Annotated in this window: 15 protein-coding genes; 11 read left to right on the top strand and 4 right to left on the bottom strand. The window is 68.0% G+C overall.

What is annotated here, in order from left to right; genetic code table 11:
- Nucleotides 1-103: 103 nt before the first annotated feature.
- The 4 genes from JAO81_RS25525 (at nucleotide 104) to JAO81_RS25510 (ending at nucleotide 3,457) form a co-directional block, all read left to right on the top strand.
- Nucleotides 104-1,840, top strand: coding sequence for a hypothetical protein (locus JAO81_RS25525; protein WP_199550269.1), 1,737 nt, complete (start codon nucleotides 104-106; stop codon nucleotides 1,838-1,840).
- Complete coding sequence (locus tag JAO81_RS25520) at nucleotides 1,830-2,408, top strand: hypothetical protein (RefSeq protein WP_199550268.1); 579 nt, start codon at nucleotides 1,830-1,832, stop codon at nucleotides 2,406-2,408. Before JAO81_RS25525 ends, JAO81_RS25520 begins: the two co-directional genes overlap by 11 nt.
- 16 nt (nucleotides 2,409-2,424) lie before the next feature.
- A complete protein-coding gene (locus tag JAO81_RS25515; protein ID WP_199550267.1) occupies nucleotides 2,425-2,673 on the top strand; it encodes a hypothetical protein in 249 nt (82 codons plus the stop codon).
- A 412-nt stretch (nucleotides 2,674-3,085) separates the two neighbouring features.
- Complete coding sequence (locus JAO81_RS25510; protein ID WP_199550266.1) at nucleotides 3,086-3,457, top strand: hypothetical protein; 372 nt, start codon at nucleotides 3,086-3,088, stop codon at nucleotides 3,455-3,457.
- Between the two features lie 4 nt (nucleotides 3,458-3,461).
- Here JAO81_RS25510 and JAO81_RS25505 read toward each other — a convergent pair whose 3' ends face one another.
- Nucleotides 3,462-3,803, bottom strand: a complete 342-nt coding sequence (locus tag JAO81_RS25505; RefSeq protein ID WP_199550265.1) for an STAS domain-containing protein — start codon at nucleotides 3,801-3,803, stop codon at nucleotides 3,462-3,464.
- 524 nt (nucleotides 3,804-4,327) lie between these two features.
- On the opposite strand from JAO81_RS25505, the gene JAO81_RS25500 reads away from it, so the two are divergent.
- Complete coding sequence (locus JAO81_RS25500; protein ID WP_199550264.1) at nucleotides 4,328-4,879, top strand: DNA-binding protein; 552 nt, start codon at nucleotides 4,328-4,330, stop codon at nucleotides 4,877-4,879.
- Between the two features lie 202 nt (nucleotides 4,880-5,081).
- Here JAO81_RS25500 and JAO81_RS25495 read toward each other — a convergent pair whose 3' ends face one another.
- Entirely contained in the window at nucleotides 5,082-5,678 is a 597-nt protein-coding gene (locus tag JAO81_RS25495) for a TetR/AcrR family transcriptional regulator C-terminal domain-containing protein (protein WP_307813679.1), read from the bottom strand.
- A 147-nt stretch (nucleotides 5,679-5,825) separates the two neighbouring features.
- Between JAO81_RS25495 and JAO81_RS25490 the strand changes: the two genes are divergently transcribed.
- The 5 genes from JAO81_RS25490 (at nucleotide 5,826) to JAO81_RS43440 (ending at nucleotide 9,775) form a co-directional block, all read left to right on the top strand.
- The gene (locus JAO81_RS25490) at nucleotides 5,826-6,617 is read left to right on the top strand and encodes a proline hydroxylase (RefSeq protein ID WP_199550262.1); all 792 of its coding nucleotides are present in this window, start codon (nucleotides 5,826-5,828) and stop codon (nucleotides 6,615-6,617) included.
- A 23-nt stretch (nucleotides 6,618-6,640) separates the two neighbouring features.
- Entirely contained in the window at nucleotides 6,641-7,645 is a 1,005-nt protein-coding gene (locus JAO81_RS25485; protein ID WP_199550261.1) for a serine/threonine dehydratase, read from the top strand.
- Nucleotides 7,642-7,998 (top strand): hypothetical protein, encoded by a 357-nt coding sequence (locus JAO81_RS25480; RefSeq protein WP_199550260.1) that lies wholly within the window; start codon nucleotides 7,642-7,644, stop codon nucleotides 7,996-7,998. Before JAO81_RS25485 ends, JAO81_RS25480 begins: the two co-directional genes overlap by 4 nt.
- A gap of 100 nt (nucleotides 7,999-8,098) precedes the next feature.
- Complete coding sequence (locus tag JAO81_RS25475; protein WP_199550259.1) at nucleotides 8,099-9,220, top strand: adenosylhomocysteinase; 1,122 nt, start codon at nucleotides 8,099-8,101, stop codon at nucleotides 9,218-9,220.
- Nucleotides 9,221-9,238: 18 nt separating this feature from the next.
- Nucleotides 9,239-9,775 carry an NUDIX hydrolase gene (locus JAO81_RS43440; RefSeq protein WP_199550258.1) on the top strand — a complete coding sequence of 179 codons (537 nt, stop codon included), beginning with the start codon at nucleotides 9,239-9,241 and terminating at the stop codon, nucleotides 9,773-9,775.
- 636 nt (nucleotides 9,776-10,411) lie between these two features.
- Here the strand turns inward: JAO81_RS43440 and JAO81_RS25465 are convergent.
- A complete protein-coding gene (locus JAO81_RS25465; RefSeq protein ID WP_199550257.1) occupies nucleotides 10,412-10,801 on the bottom strand; it encodes a hypothetical protein in 390 nt (129 codons plus the stop codon).
- Nucleotides 10,802-11,530: 729 nt separating this feature from the next.
- Here JAO81_RS25465 and JAO81_RS25460 point away from each other — a divergent pair.
- Nucleotides 11,531-12,766 (top strand): hypothetical protein, encoded by a 1,236-nt coding sequence (locus JAO81_RS25460; RefSeq protein WP_199550256.1) that lies wholly within the window; start codon nucleotides 11,531-11,533, stop codon nucleotides 12,764-12,766.
- Between the two features lie 312 nt (nucleotides 12,767-13,078).
- Here the strand turns inward: JAO81_RS25460 and JAO81_RS25455 are convergent, their stop codons facing one another.
- Nucleotides 13,079-13,609, bottom strand: a complete 531-nt coding sequence (locus tag JAO81_RS25455; RefSeq protein WP_199550255.1) for a hypothetical protein — start codon at nucleotides 13,607-13,609, stop codon at nucleotides 13,079-13,081.
- Between the last annotated feature and the right edge of the window lie 1,543 nt (nucleotides 13,610-15,152).

The raw sequence follows: 15,152 nt of genomic DNA, 5'->3' as shown, positions 1-15,152 counted from the left end.
AGCGCCCCGCCCGAGCGCGAAGCCCGAGCCGGCGGCTACCGCCCCGACAGCGCCGCGTCGTTGGCCGGCGGCCGCGCTCGACGTCACCGCCGACAGTGCCTGGATGCTCGACATCCCCGAGATCCCGGCGCCGGCCGGGGCGAAGCTGGCGGACTTCTTCGCGTGGCTGGGGACGGGTTTGCCGTTGCGTGTTGAGCGTGTCCATCAGGCCGGGCGTCACGGGGACGGCATCCTGTGCTTGTCGGCGGCCGCGGCGGTGGCGCTGGGTCTGCCGGTGGAACTCCCGGCCACCGAGAAGGCGTTGGCCCGGCTTCAGGAGAAGTTCGCCAAGGCCGCCGCAACCGTGGGCATGGAACTCTCCGACGAGCTCGGCCCCACCTTCTACGCCTTCCGCCGCAAAGGCTCCGCCGGAGGCTCCAAGACGTCACTGCGGATCGTGATCGTGCCGTGGCTCGGGCAGGGCTCCGACAAGCAGCAGGCCACCACGCATCTGATGACTCAGCTCGCCACCACCCCCGACGGCGAGCTGGACGCGGTGACACTCGCGCGGCGGCTGCGTGCCTTCACCGCGGACCTGGGCATGACACCCGGCGTGACCCCGGCCTCGACGAGCATGCTGCTGCTGGACGCGGTGCGCCCGCGTACCGAGTGGGTCCAGGACGATCAGGGAGCGTGGACGGCGCATCTGCGCGACGGGGCCCTGCCCTCGGGTGATGTGAGCGTGCCGGTCGCGGCCGGCGCCCGGCACCCGCGGACGCGGCAGGTGCTGGAACAGGACGGCACGGTCTGCGAGGAAGAGGACTACAAATGGTGGGCCCGCGAACTCACCGACACCGAAGCAGCCATGCCGTTCGCGGTCGCCGTCGACGTCTGCGCGTCCTACCTGTCGGTCACCGAATCGTTGCGGTTGCCTTCCGGGCCGCTCGAGTTCACCGACGCAGCGGTCTTCGACGCCAAGGCCGCGGGCTTGTGGTGGTGCGACTTCACCGATATCGCCGTGGACGAGCTGTTGCCGCATCCGGCGACGTTCCATGGCATGCCCCCGACCGGCCCTGGCTGGTATGCGACGCCGACGGTGGCGTACATGCAGCAGGCCTACGGCTTCGACGTCGACACGATCACCGACGCGTACGTGTCTACGTATACGGTGCCGCTGCTGAAGGAATGGACCGGCCGTCTACGTACCGCGTACAAGAACGCCTACGCCCACCTCGGTCTGTTCGACGGGCAGAGCCCGGCCGAGTTCCTGGCCGCGTACGACACCCACAAGGACCTCGATGTCGAGACATCCGGGGGTGGTGAGTACGGGAACCGGGCGGACGCTCTGGTCCTCGCCTCGCTCTACAAGAATGTGTACAAGGGCGGTATCGGCAAGTGGGCCGACTCCGCACGCCACTTGGACGACACCACCTGGGCGGAGAAGATCGCCGGCTCCTGGTCCTACCGGCCGGAGATCCGCTTCCACATCATCGCCGCCGCCCGCATCGCCGCCCACCGCCGCATGCGCAAAACGCTTCAGCTGACGGGCAGGGCGCCGTTCGCCGTGAACGTCGACTCCTACCTCTACGCCACCCAGCAGCCGTCCCCGATCGAGCTGCTTCCGACCATGGCGGAGGGCAAACCGGTACCGGGCGCCCTGCGCTTGGGGATCGCCCCGGGGTCGCACAAGCACGAAGCGTCCATCCCCATGGAACAGGTGCAGGCATTGATGGCCGAGCGGGAGCATCCGTCCCGGCTGACCCACGAGTTCACCACCAGCGGCGACCCTGTCGACAGCGACAGCGACAGCGACAGCGTCGTCGAGTACGAGGACCAGGAGCAGATGACTGATGGCGCCTGACACCACAGCTTCCGGTGGTCCGCGCACGGCAGGGTTCTTCGTTCGCGCGCGCAGCGCGATGTTCTCCTCCCGCAAAGCCCCTGCGCGTACGACGACGCAGGCCCGGCAGGTGAGGGACCGGAAGTACGGCGGCAGTACGAAGGCGATGGCCGCCGCCTACGGCGTCGCCCCCCGCACCGTGCTGCGCTGGATCGACGGGTCCCGCCACCCCAAGGGCGACCACGCCAGCAAACTCAAGGGCGAGGCGACGGATGTGCAGACCACCGAGCGCGGCCGCGAACGCCGGGCGAAGCAGTTCGAGGGCCGCGGCCGCTACTCCGGCGTGTCCGTGACCGTCTCCCGGGCGACCACGTTCACCATCCGCGGCTCCGACGCGGTGCGTCAGCGCGATGTGGATGTGGAGCTGACCGGCGAGCAGGCCGCAGCCCTGGCGCGGTCCGATTCGGACGACGACGCGCGCCGGATCATCGGCGGAGCGGTCGCGGACTACTTCAACGGCGGCAGCATGTACGGCGGCTTCCGCGCCGAGGACTTCGACTTCGACCCCGGCGACTTCAATCTGCGGTGATCGGAGTGCGCTGGACTTGCCGTGGGACGTCTTGGCGTCCTTCCGTGTCGCAGGGTTGGGGGTGGTGGGGTGCCGGATCGTCGTCCTCGGGGGTATCAGCCGCTGTGGCGGCCCAGGTCGCCAACCTTGGAGCTGCTGGCCCGACCAGCTTGCCGATATCGTTCGGACGGCGATCGAGGAACGGTTCGACATGAGCGTGTACCGGCAGACGCTGGAACAGGAAGAAGCCGAACGGACCGAGCTGCTGCGCGCGCTGGAGCAGTAGCAGGACCCCTGGCGTGCGGCATGCCGGGGTCCGTTCCGGCCGGTCAGGGGTGCGACTGCGGCAGCCTCGACTTGTCCGGGCCGTGGGGTGCCGCAGTCGCAAGGGGCCGGGATGCGCTGTGTGGGGATGCCGTCCCGCACCGTTTGCTCCCGGCCATCGGGGCTGGGTCGTTTGCTAGGGACATTCGACTGGGCTCCGTAAGAGGATCTTCACCCGGTGGGGACGTGGCCGCGCGTCATGAGGGCTGTCCGGGTGGCGCCAGTTCGGTGACCATCCGCATGTGTGGACTGCGGTGCGTGAGGGGCGGCTTGCGCCCGAGGTCCCGGGGTGGCTGAGGGGGGGGCTGGTCTGGTGTGTCACCCGTCGAGCCCTCATGGCGGGCAGGCGGCTTTCCGGGGCCTTAGCTTCAAGCATGATCATCCGCCGGGCCGTGATGGGTCTTGCTGCCGCCGTGCTGGTCCTGCTGCCCGCGATCCCCGCCGGGAATGGCCGAGCGCAGGCGCCCATCGTGATCGAAGGCGGCATGATGCCTGCCCTGAGCGGGCCGCCGCGTGTGGCGCACCCGGCTGCGTTGAAGGTGGCGGAGCGCCGGTTCTGCCTGCGGGTGGCTGCCCAGCTGCGTGATGCGACGCCGAGGCCGGATCTGGTGAAGATGTTCCAGCGGGACCTGCGCCCGTCCCTGGCCCTGCTGGGACGTTCCTATGCCGAGGCCGACGGGGATACGGACACGGGCAAGAAGATTGTCGCGGCGTGTAAGCGGCTGGGCTGGAAGAAGACCTGGTAGCGGCTCACGGCCCGGCAAGGCCCTGCCAGGCGTTGCGGCGATTGTGGTAGCGAGGGAAGTGGCTGTTGCCGCCTGATGCCCGGAACAGCAGACCAAGTCTGTTGTGGTAGATCACGCGGACCCAGCCGTGCCGGTGTGAGCAGTCCGTCCACGCGTCGGCCAGTGGGCTGAGCACGCTGCTGTCCATGAAGGAGACCAGACTCAAGTCCACGATGAGGAACGGGCATCCGGCAGCGTTGCGGGAGTCCCGCAGGGCCTGGGTGAACGGGGTGATGGTCGTCAGATCGAGTTCGCCTTCGGCGGTGACCAGGCGGCACTCTTCGAACAGGTCGGGGCGCACACGCATGGGGCCCACTCATCTCCTGCGTAATTCGTCAGGTGCGCAGAGCCTCTATTACGCGGAGAGGGCGTGCACGGAGAGGACCGGGGTCAGGGGCGCCCGCACTGCGAACGTACTCGTCTTTGACACGGGGAACGGGAGCTTTTTCGTACTTGTGCGAAGACGACAGGAAGTGAGCGACCCCGGCAAGGGCAGCCGGATTGTGGCCGCATGGCCGAGGCATTCGACGTGTAAACGACCGCCTGCCACCGCTGGACAGGGGTGGACTGCGGTAGCTGGAGGGGCGTGGCTACCGCAGTCCTGTTGGTCGGGGGCGACTTCGGCGACACAGCGTCTGGAAGACCGCGTGTATCGTCCGCTCTCGGCCATCGGGTCGGCGGCGGGGCTGCAACGGGGGCACATCCACCAGCGCCGGTCCGTACCTACAGGGTCTCCCCGCCGCCTCTCATCCGCTACTCGGGTGATGGCTGCAATGCCTGGTATATCCGTATCCTGCAGTTCCCGTTCACAGCCGCTGATGAGGGAGCGCGTTGGAGACCACCCAGCAGGCTGCCCGTGCCAAAGCGAAAGGGCAGCAGCGTCTCTGGTACGGCACGCCCCTCGGCGACATCTTTCAGGGGCTGTTCGACGATCTCGGGCTCAACCAGGCCCGTCTCGCTCCGGTGCTGGGGGTGTCGGCGCCGATGCTGTCGCAACTGACATCCGGTCAGCGTGCCAACAGTCACAACGCTGCGTTCGTGCCCCGGCTGACCATGGTGCGCGAGCTCGCCCGGCAGAAGCGGGAAGGCGCGGTGGAGGAGGGCGAGGTCGCCGTCCGCCTGGAGATGATCAGCCAGCACCGGTCGGAGGTGTTCCTGCCCGCACCACGCGAAAGAGCCCCGAAGCCGGCCGGGCCGACGGTGCTCCGCGCGGTCCGCGAGATCCAGGACGCCCTGAGGGCAACCGCCCGCGCCGCCGACCTCCTCGACGCAGCCGAGGCGCTGGCCAAGACCCATCCCGAACTCGCCGAGTTCCTCCGGGTCTACGGGGCAGGCCGTACCGCAGACGCGGTCGAGCACTACCAGACCCTGCACCAGGACTGAGCAGGAAAGATTCCTCCGCGCGCCTACCCCTGGTTGCTTGATGGCCGGTAGGGTCTCGCCAGCCCGTGCCGACAAGGTGTGCGTGGGTGAGGCCCGGCGCCCCCGAGATTGCGCTCTGGGGGTGGAGTACCGCCGGGCCGCTACGCCTCTTCCGCGTCGGTGATGGAAGTCTGGACGTACGAACCCGGCCTCGAGGAGTTGTTCAGCTCGATGGTGTGCCGTGGGTGGTGGGGTTGGCGGCGTTGATGAGTTGGCGCAGTGCTCCGTAGTAGATGTCGTGGGAGACGACTCCGTGGACGACGGCGGTGAGGGTGCCGGTGAGTGCGGGGAACTCTTCGGGGTCGAGGGCGGCCAGGGCGGTGCGGGTGGCGGCCTGGGCCTGTTTCGGGTCGCGGTGGTCGACGAAGCTCGCGGATCCGAGCGTGAGCAGATACATCCGCCGGTAGGCGGCGATCGCTTCTTCCGGGCTCATACCGATGGCGAGGTTGTGGGCGAGCTGGGGTTCCACGAGCCGTTTCAGAAGGCGCTGTCCGAGCCAGGGGCGAGCGCCGCGCAAGGCGAGCAGGCCAGGGTGCGCGGTGAGGAGTTCGTAGAGGCTGCGGAAGCGGGTCTCGGTGGAGGTGGCCCAGTCGTCGGAGGTGGGGATCTCGGGCAGGCGCAGGGAGAGATGGTCGGTGCACAGGTCCAGCAGGCCGGCCAGGTCGGTACAGCGGCGCTGGATGGTGGCGTGCGCGACGCCGAGGCGGCCTGCGACAGCGCGGAAGCTGAGGGCTTCGGCGCCTTCCTCGTCAACGATCAACAGGGCGGTTTCAGCGATTCGTTCGGGTGTCGCTGAGTTGGTGGAAGCGGATTGCCTTGGCATGAGAGCCAGCGTACGGTACACCGTATCGAAAGGGTAGGTTCAACTCCCCCTGGAGGCACGGTGTCTGACACTGCGTTAGATCAAATGTTCAGTGTCGTGCGCTCTGCGGCCTTCACTGAGCAGCACCTGGCCGCTCTCGCCGCCGGTACGATCGCCGCCGTCCACGTACCGGGCTTCCTCACCCGCACCACCTGCCAGACGGCTTTGGACGCGCTCACGAATCTGCCCACCATCAGCTACGACCCGGCCCGCGTCCCCACCCCGATCGTCCGCTTCGGCCCGTCGCTGAACGACTACCGCCGCCCTCACCCGCAGACGACGACTGCGCCCGGCCTGGACACGGGCCGCTACTGGGCGGCCGCCGCCGAAGCACGCGCCGCCTGGCGCCACAGTGGTCCCCGACCTGACCCGGTCGCCTACGCGATCAAACACCTGAGTGCCGCATGGGGCTCCACCATCGCCCCGGCCACCATCCATGGCCGTCCCGTGTTCGGCGGCACGCTGCGCGAGATCAGCCAGGGCACCCTCATCCACGACGACGACGTCAGCCGTGAACTGCCCGGCCTGTTCGATCAACCTGTGGTCGCGCAGCTCGCCTTCAACACGTGGCTGCAGACGCCCCCCACAGGTGGGGCCACCACGATCTGGCGTCACCGCCCCAACCCCGGCGACGCGCAGCACCGCCACTTCTACGGCTACCGGCCCGCTGCCGTCGCCAACAGCCCCCACGTGCGCCTGATACCCGAGCAGGGGGACGCGCTGATCTTCGCGCCCACCAACCTGCACACCGTCGACCCCTCCCAGGGCGGCCACCGCGTCGCCGCCGCGTTCTTCCTCGGCCTCACCACCACAGGCCGCTTCATCTACTGGTCCTAACCAACAGGAACGGGAACATCCTCGTGAACAGCCCCCTCGCCTACGGCGACATCAAGGCCGCCACCGAACGCGCCGCCGGACACATCCGCCCCGTCACCCTCACCCTTTTCGACCCCGGCGCGATCCGCACCGCACACCGTGACCCGCTCGACGACCGCGACCCCGCACCCTGCAACGTGTGGGCGGCGATGGAGTTCATGCAGCACACCGGCAGCTTCAAGGCCCGCGGCGCACAGAACTTCATCCAGGCCCACAAAGAAGCCGGCACTCTCCCTCAGACCGGGGTCACCATCGCCTCGGGCGGTAACGCCGGTCTCGCGTGCGCGTGGGCCGCCGCCCAGCAACGCGTGAGGGCGACGGTGTTTCTGCCGACCACCGCCCCGGCAGTGAAGGTGGACAAGCTCCGCGCGTATGGCGCCGATGTCGAGCTGGTCGGCGATGAGTACGCGGAAGCCGCCGAGGCCTGCGCCGAGTTCGCCCGCACCTCGGGTGCGCTTGCCTCCCACGCCTACGACCACCCCTTGATTGCGGCCGGTGCCGGAACCCTCATGGAGGAGATCCACCAGCAGCTGCCGCAGGTCGACACGGTCGTGGTCGCGGTCGGCGGCGGCGGCCTGTTCACCGGCGTCGCCACCGCGGCCCGGCACCATGGCGTGCGTGTCGTCGCGGTTGAGCCGGAGAACTGCCGCGCGCTGAACGCCGCGATCGAGGCCGGGCACGTCGTGGACGTGCCGGTCGACTCGATCGCCGCCGACTCCCTCGGCGCCCGCCGCACCTCGACCATGGCCCGGCACGCCGCCCAACAGGCCGGCGTGCCCAGCTTCCTCGTCCCAGACGAGGAGATCGTCAAGGCCCGCCGAGCGCTGTGGGATCACCGTCGCCTGGCGGTCGAGTACGGGGCCGCCACCGCGCTGGCCGGCCTCACCGCCACCGGCGGCTATGTGCCGCAGTGCGAGGAGAACGTGGTCGTGATCCTGTGCGGCGCCAACACTGACCCCACCACCCTGACCCCGCGGCCGCTGTCATGACGCCCAAGACGATGGCCGAGACCGAGAAGCATTCCGGCACGTCGGAGCAGGCTCCGATCGACCTGGTCCGCCTCGACGCGGACACGCGTTGGGCCTTGCAGATCACGTTCGCACTGCCCGAACGGGCGGCCGTGGACATGCACACCTTGCGCCTCACCGGCAGCCTCAACCTCCTGGTGCGGGAAGGCCTGGCCGAGGACAACCCGGACGCCAGACGCCACTACCGGGCCGCGTATGCGCTGCTCGCCGTCAAGGCGGAGGACCTCAACGACGTGCGGGCGTGGGAGCACTGCCAGCGCCTCGCCCGCCTCGCCCGCGTCTTCGCCGCCCTGTACCGCCAACGGCGCCAGTAGGGCCCCGTGCCTGGCCCGGGCTGCCCCTGCGAGCCCCCGGGCAAGGAGAACACCCCCCAACCCCCTGCCCTGGTTCCCCCTTGCCCGGAAGGACATTTCGATGGAGACCGTGGAGCGTGCCCGGCTCGACTCGTACTTCCAGCGCATCGCCGCCACCTTCCGCCCCACCCAGGCACCCGCCGCGTTCCTGGTCACCCACCTCCTCCCCGAACGGCCCGCGTTCGTACGCGGCATAGCGGCCGTCGCGGACCTCAAGGCCGTACTGCCCAAGCCGAAGTCGGTACACGACCAGGCGCGCCGTGACATCGAAGCGGGCGGCCTGACCATCGACCCGCTCGACCGCGACCTGTTCGCCACCCCGGCCCGCGCCCTGGAGTACCTGGAGTCCCGCGCCGCTGGTGAACGCGTCGTCCTGTGTGATGTGGGCGGCTACTTCGCCCCCTGTCTGACCGAGATCACCCAGGAGTTCTCCGGCGACATCATCGGCGTGGTCGAGGACACAGAGAACGGCCACAAGCGCTACGAAGACCTGGACAAGCTCCCCTGCCCCGTCTTCTCCGTGGCCCGCTCCCCGCTCAAGGACCCCGAGGACTTCCTGGTCGGCCAGTCCGTCGTGTTCTCCGCCGAAGCCCTCATGCGCGGCCGCGGCGACATCCTCCACGGCCGCACCGCCCTCGTCATCGGATTCGGCAAGCTCGGCTCCTCGATCGCCCGTCTCCTGCACGCCAAAGGCGTCCGCGTCACCGTCCACGACATCGACCCCGTACGCCGCGCCCAAGCCCTCTCCCAAGGCTTCACCGTGTGCCGCGACCGCGAAGCCGCCCTCAAAGACGCAGGCCTCGTCCTGTGCGCAACCGGTGCCATCAGCCTGCGCGCCGAGGACTTCGGGCACCTGCCCAACGGCGCCTACGTCGCCACCGTCACCAGCTCGGAAGACGAACTCGAACTCGCCGGCCTCATCGACCTGTACGAACGCTCGACGGTGGCCGAGCACGTCACCCGCTACCTGACGACCGGGCACTACTTCTTCCTCCTGAACGACGGGAACGCCGTCAACTTCCTGCACGGCGCCTCCGTGGGCCCGTTCATCGCCCTCGTCCAGGCCGAGATCATCGCCGCGATGCGCTGCATATCCGAGGGGGCCGAACCCGGCCTCCACCGCGTGCCCGAACCCGACCGCGCTGCCATCGCCGCCACCTGGCTTGACTACTTCAACCGCTGAACTGAAAGGCCCCTGCTCGTGCCGATCAGCGAATCCCACATCCGCCACACCATCGCCAACTACGCCCAGCGCTACGGCTCCTGGCCCAAGGACCTCGCCCACGTCACCGACCTACTCGGACAGGGCGCCGATCCGACCAGCCGCAAGAACTTCGACGGCCACCTCACCGCGTCCGCAGTCCTCGTCAACGACCACCGCCAGGTCCTGCACATCCGGCACAAGGCCCTCGGCACCCTGCTGCGCCCCGGCGGGCATCTAGAAGTCGACGACACGAGCCTGCCTCACGCCGCGCTGCGTGAACTCACCGAAGAGACCGGGATCCCCGCCGCGCACCTCGTGGACGAGATCCCGGTGCACGTGGATGCCCACACCATCCCGGCCAACGACGCGAAGGGCGAACCCGAACACCGGCACATCGACTTCCGGTTCCTGTTCCGCACCAGCGGCGACAGCACAGTGATCCTTCAAGTGGAGGAAGTCACCGGGTACACATGGGTGCCCCTGCACCAGCTCGAGCCCCGCACGCTCGCCGACCGCGTCACCGCCCAGCTCTAGCCCACCGAATACGGGAGGACACCGATGCCCACCGGTGACGCCGCGACCAACGCCCGTACCTGGGAACGGCTCCCGTCCACGATGCGCACCCCGGCATGGTGTGATGGCGCGCTGATGGGGTGTCTGTGAGCCGGCCGTGGCTGGTTCAGCTGCGGCCGGCCGCCTCTTTGGCCCTCTGTACAGGGGGTGTGGGGTTCCGGGGCGGCTGGCCAACGTGGAAGTCCTGCCGCCCCGGAGGGGCTGCGCGTCCGCAGGAGATGGCTTCCGCGCGTTGTCAGTATCGGTCCAGGCGCCGGAATTGCTGTGTGGTGGCGGCGAGTTGCATGGGGTGTCGTGCCTGGTTGGCGTAACCGTTTGGCGCGCGTCTCGCTGTCTGATGTCGGTGACATCGGGGTGGGTGGGCCCCGTGTCCCCCTGCCAGACAAGCAGCCGGGCCGCACCAACTGTGTGGGGTTGAGCGTCGGGGGTGCTCGGTTGTGTCCGGGGGGCGAGCACCCCGGGTACTGCTCGCTGGTTTAACGCTGTTTGTGCCGATTCGTTACGCCGGGATTCCGGCGGGCATCAAGTTCTGTTCCGATGCCGGCCGGTGACGTGTGGGTGTACGGCGTCCTGCTCACGCACCCCAGGTGCTGAGGGTTACAGGAGGCGGGCGAAGACTCTGGCGCCGTTGTGGAACTGGACGGTGATCCCGCTCGACTGGGAGTCGAACCGCGCGACCGAAGCAATCTGTGGGTGACCGGCGTTGGTCAGGGTTTTGAGCAGCCACTCGTCTGGCCGGTCGGACGGGGTGGGCGCCTCACCTTCAGGAAGCGTGTTGCCTTCGGTGAGCTGTTCTTCGGTGTCGTGGCGTTCGCCTTCGGCGAGTTGCCCGAGGAGCTGCCAGCGGGCGGTGCCGGCGGCGGTGGTGATGGCGAGGCCGTGGGGGTGCTGGGTGTCGCCTGCATCGGCGAGGGTCGTGACCTGTGTGGTGGTGGGGTGGTTCTTGGCGAGGTCGAGGAGGAAGGACTGGAAACGAGGTGGCCGCATGCGACCCGAGTCTATGAGTGGTCTGGACCTGTCGCCCTGCAGCGCAATGACGTCCGTACAGGCTGCGACTGTGGCAGTGGGTGAATAGCGCGCCGCTGTTTCATGCCCCATCCGAACCAATGGGTGTGCCGGGCTCTCCCCGGCCACCATGGCGGCGCACCACGAAGTCCAACACGTCGGGCGGATCCGACCATGGCAGCGCGCCCGGTAGATCGCCTGCTTGGAGGGATGAGGCCGGCGGCCAGCCGCTGCTGCCACGGGGTCACATGCGTCATCGCTGCCTCCATGAGTCTGGTCCTCAGGGAGTCTGGGGTCATATCGGCTGGAAGAACTCGGCGCCCCACTGGTCCAGACCACGCGAACTCGCCTGCGCCCGTACGCGAGTGCCCGCCCGGTGCGGGAACTCACTGGCCGGGCCCGTCAGGTCGCCGCGCTCAAAGCCTGACGCGTCAGGGGTCCGGATCTGCTTGGCCCCGTGCGCGGGTCGGGCGACCGCTACTCGTCGTTTTCCGGATGCTCTCTGACTCCCGTCAGGCGAAGCAGCAGCGGTCTTGCAACCGCCTGCCATCCGCCACACCAATCCTGGCGCTATCGAAGTCGGCGTGCATCTGGGGAGGGCCTCACTCAGTCCCCGGCTGTTGCTCGGGGTCCTGGGGGTCGTACGGAGTGCACGTCGACACCTGGAGGATGTTCGGGGTTGCTGTCAGTGCTACCCGGCACACTGATGCGATGGCCCGATTCAAACCCCTTTTCAGTGGCGGCGACCTTGCGCACTCCCTGGAACACAACCGGCAGAAGATCGTGGATGCAGTGGCCCGTTGGAATGAGGACAGCTTGCTGTCCTCACCGGAAGGGGACGTCTGCGAGCGGCTGGAGCAGGAGTTCCTGGTTGAACCCGTTGTCCTTGACCGCGCGGGGATCTTGTTGAACTCGGTCGAGGGGGGCTTCACGGTCCTCCGGCAGTTCGGTGATGATGCGCGAGTCCCTCAAACCGTCGTGTCGGTCTCGGTCCCGTTCGCAGGAGACCCGCAGCTGTTTAACCTCCGGCCGAGCAGCTTCACTTTCGGCAGCCCGCCGGTCGGCGCGGTTAGTGGGAATGAGTTGACGTTCGAGTGGATGGGTCCGCTCAACAGCGATGCGCAGCAGATCCGGCAGGGTCTGGATGGCCAGCTCGACGAGATTGAGCGATGGACCGACTCGAGTGCTAAGCAGGTCAGGGCCTACAACGCGCCTGCCAAGCAGAGGATCGCCAGTGAGGTTCAGGCCCGCAAGGCTCGTTTGCTGGCCAACCGGAACATCCAGGGAGCCCTTGGCTTCCCCGTGAGGGAGCGCCCTGATGCTGAAACGTACAGCGTCCCGATCAACCGTAAGAGGATTGTTCCCCAGAAGACAGTGTTCCCAGCCAAGCCGTTTCAGCCTGAGCCGGCCCTGGCTGAAGCGCACTATGAAGCGGCCCTGGAAGTGCTGCGGAACCAGCGCAATGCCCTGGAGCGGGCTCCGGGCACGAGCGCGAAGATGGGGGAGGAGGAGATCCGGAACCTCCTCCTCATTGGGCTGAACAGCCACTTTGAGGGCCAAGCTGCTGGCGAGGTCTTTAACAACTCCGGCAAGACGGACATCCTCATCCGGGTCGAGGACCGCCACATCTTCATTGGTGAGTGCAAGATCTGGAAGGGGCCGAAGACGATCACGGACACTCTTGATCAACTGCTCGGTTATTTGACCTGGCGGGATACCAAGGCTGCCCTGCTGTTGTTCATCCGGTCGGGTGCCCCAGGAGATGTCATGCTCAAGGCGATCGCGAAGTTTCAGGAGCATCCGAACTACAAGCGTGAAGGCCGGCACTCGACGGAGGAGCGGCACGACTTCGTGTTCCACACGAACGGTGACACAAGCCGCGAGATCAAGATCGCGTTCCTGCCCTTCTTTCTACCGAAGGAACCTCGCCTGGCAACGGCCCACTGAACGGGCGATCTGCCCAGCTGGGGGCTGCGCGCCCCGCTGACCGCGTGCGCGAGGTGATGTCGATGCTCCCTGATGGGAGCAGCCCCACCAGGCGTTGAAGGCGCCCTCCGCCCTTTGTGGAGGTGCTGTGCGTCGCTGGCAGGGATGGCTTGTCCGGTGGTGTTCGCCAGTGTTCGGCGTACGGGGTTGTCCGTGATCGTTCGGTGGTGTTCGGCACCGGTACCGTCGCCGTTGAGCTGCACGCCCGGTGTTGTCGTACGCGTCCCCGGCGTCGAGCTGTTCTCGGCCAGCTCCTCGCCGAGGGCCTGCCGGTTATGTCCGGGCGGTGGAGGGGGCGACGTCGTCGAGGAGCCGGCCGATAGTGCAGGTCATGTACCGGTCGGCGATGGTGAGCCAGCGGTGTGCGTACGGGGGCAGGTTGGCCGCGGGGGCGGCGTCCAGGGAGCGGCCGGCCCATTCCATGCGGTTCATGACCCGGCCCCTGTGGGCGCGGACGCGGGCGTTGCGGTGGCTGCGGCGGGAGATGGACCCGCGCATCCAGTGGACGTGGTGGAGGGCGGCCAGGGCGGGGCGGGCCGTTTCACGGACACCGTCCAGGCTGTCACCAGCGACACCGCTGGTGTCGAGGTGGTGCTGGTGGGCGGCTGCGCACTCCCGGATCACCGTTGCGGCGCAGTACACCAGTTGGTAGCGCCATGAGGGGTGCGTGAAGGCGTGACCGACCGCCTCTGGCACCTGCCCGGGGATGTTGAGCTGGGTGAGCGCCTCGGCGAGCCGGCGGGCCTCCTGAGCGCCGACCCGACGGGCGGTACGGTGCGCGCTGAGGCGTACGGCAACCTTCACTCGCTGCTCCTTCGTCTCGCTCGCGGCCTGCCGCAGACGATAGCGGCGTTGAAGCACGCTTCGCAGTTGCGGTCTCCATACGGCTGGCCTGCGGTGTGAGCGGCTGCGATCCGCTCCCACTCGCTGCGGATCTCCGGGTCGTCGCCGAGCGCCCCGCGATGAAGAACGCAGCTGACCGTTGTCCCGAGGCAGGTGGAGATGCTCCCCCTGGTGGTGCCGTCGGCCTGGTGTGGCCCGCACCGGCCGAACCTTTGCCGCCCGCCGAGGGTGCCCTCTGTCCCGTGCCGCGTAGTCGGGGTTCCGGGGCGGCTGGCCGACGTGGAAGTCCTGCCGCCCCGGAGGGGGCTGCGCGTCCGCAGGAGATGGCTTCCGCGCGTTGTCAGTATCTGTGTCGCTGCCGGAAGTGCTGTGCGGTGGCGGGGGGTTGCGTTCGGGTTGTGCCTGGTTGGCGTATCCGCGTGGCGCTTGCTCACGCGTGTGCCTGGTGTCTGCGGTGCCCCCTGGGGTGCTGGTACGGCCTGTGCCCATGCGAGTAAGCAGGTGGGTTGTACTAGCTGTTTCTGGGGGAGCGTCCGGGGTGCTCGGTTGTGTCCGGGGGCGAGCACCCCGGGTACTGCTCGCCGGTTTAACGCTGTCTGTGGCGATTCGTTACGCGGGGATTCCGGTGGGCATCGAGTCTTGTTCCGATGCCGGCTCTCGGCTGCGCCTTGCTGTAGGTGGGGTTCCGGGGCGGTAGGTCGACGGCGTGGATGTCCTGCCGCCCCGGAGGGGTTGCGCGTCCGCAGGAGATGGCTTCCGCGCTGGGTTCAGTATCGGTGCCTGGCTGCGGGAAGTGGGGTGTGGTGGGGGTGAGTTGGTGGTGTGTCCCGCTTGCTTGGCGCAGTTCGCTGTCTGTTGGGTCCTCCGGGGTGGTGGGGCATCTCTGCCGCCCCGGAGGGGCGCGTTGGGTGGATGACCAGTCCTGCGCCGGGGTCATTATCGGTATTTCTTCAGGCTTGTGCGGTGTCTGTTGCTCCGTGTTGTGCTCTCTTGGTTTCGCCGTGTTCTTCTCACGCTTGTTACGGAGCGTGTTTGTCGGGCCGTGTTCCTTGATCGCTGATCAAGGCCCTGCCCTCGTAACCATGTGTGACAACCCCCGGCCCGGAGGGCTGGGGGTGTGGGTAGTGCCGAATCGGGTGTACGGGGTGTCTGTGGGGAGTAGCGTCTGTGTGGATAAGAGGGTGCACGGCTTCTGCTTGTAACCCTCCACTCAGCTTCAAGGCCCTTACCTTCAGGGCCTACTGGCAGTGTCCGTGCACCCTCAAATTCCTAGCTCAGGCAGGGGTGCACGAAACCTGCACCTAACTCCTTCTACCCCAGGAACCGCCTATGACCTGCACAAATAGCAGCCCCGGAGGGGGTGCACGGATTCTGCCTCCACCCCTATAAGGGGAGAGGATCGATCCGAGCATTCTCTGCGCCCGCAGCGGCGGAGCCGCCAGGGCCATACGCCCTGGGGCGGGCTGCGAAGCAGCGCGCCGGCGCCCCGAAAGGGGCGCAAGTG

Source organism: Streptomyces sp. N35 (genome assembly GCF_016464295.1).
In the GTDB taxonomy this organism is placed as follows: Bacteria; Actinomycetota; Actinomycetes; order Streptomycetales; family Streptomycetaceae; genus Streptomyces.
The sequence above is the reverse complement of the archived record's forward strand: the minus strand, read 5'-3'. Positions and strand labels throughout refer to the sequence as shown.

Bases quoted from the DNA above. Each gene is read 5' to 3' on its own strand.
- JAO81_RS25465 (WP_199550257.1), bottom strand. From the start codon at position 10,801: ATGCGGCCACCTCGTTTCCAGTCCTTCCTCCTCGACCTCGCCAAGAAC.
- JAO81_RS25480 (WP_199550260.1), top strand. From the start codon at position 7,642: ATGACGCCCAAGACGATGGCCGAGACCGAGAAGCATTCCGGCACGTCG.
- JAO81_RS25520 (WP_199550268.1), top strand. From the start codon at position 1,830: ATGGCGCCTGACACCACAGCTTCCGGTGGTCCGCGCACGGCAGGGTTC.
- JAO81_RS25460 (WP_199550256.1), top strand. From the start codon at position 11,531: ATGGCCCGATTCAAACCCCTTTTCAGTGGCGGCGACCTTGCGCACTCC.
- JAO81_RS25505 (WP_199550265.1), bottom strand. From the start codon at position 3,803: ATGCGTGTGCGCCCCGACCTGTTCGAAGAGTGCCGCCTGGTCACCGCC.
- JAO81_RS25490 (WP_199550262.1), top strand. From the start codon at position 5,826: ATGTTCAGTGTCGTGCGCTCTGCGGCCTTCACTGAGCAGCACCTGGCC.
- JAO81_RS25475 (WP_199550259.1), top strand. From the start codon at position 8,099: ATGGAGACCGTGGAGCGTGCCCGGCTCGACTCGTACTTCCAGCGCATC.
- JAO81_RS25525 (WP_199550269.1), top strand. From the start codon at position 104: ATGCTCGACATCCCCGAGATCCCGGCGCCGGCCGGGGCGAAGCTGGCG.
- JAO81_RS25510 (WP_199550266.1), top strand. From the start codon at position 3,086: ATGATCATCCGCCGGGCCGTGATGGGTCTTGCTGCCGCCGTGCTGGTC.